The organism is Bacillus sp. AFS031507 (assembly GCF_002584635.1).
In the GTDB taxonomy this organism is placed as follows: domain Bacteria; phylum Bacillota; class Bacilli; order Bacillales; family Cytobacillaceae; genus Neobacillus.
Map to the genome: position 1 here is coordinate 1 of NZ_NUOW01000107.1, position 268 is coordinate 268.

1 pseudogene is annotated in these 268 nt (G+C 41.4%); it reads right to left on the reverse strand.

Features of this window, described 5'->3' with window-relative positions:
• Positions 1-268, reverse strand: a pseudogene (locus COE25_RS30060) (IS110 family RNA-guided transposase); the annotation flags it as partial.

Here is a 268-nt window from a genome sequence, read left to right on the forward strand (position 1 = left end):
ACGTTTTGAGGTTGCATTGAACGCAATTCCATCGGGGTAGGAAATAAGCGAAGGGTTGCGATTGCCCCTTTACCTTTCACGTCTTTAAAAACTTGTCGGAGCTCTGGAAAGACAACATCTACCCAACGATTTAATTGGTTGATTGAACTATCGAGACGCTTAACAATCACGTCACGGTTAGACATAAGAACTCGAAGTTCTTCAAATGATTCAGAAGTTGGACGAACGATGGAATAGTAACCATTCTTCACCATATCAGCGATAACTA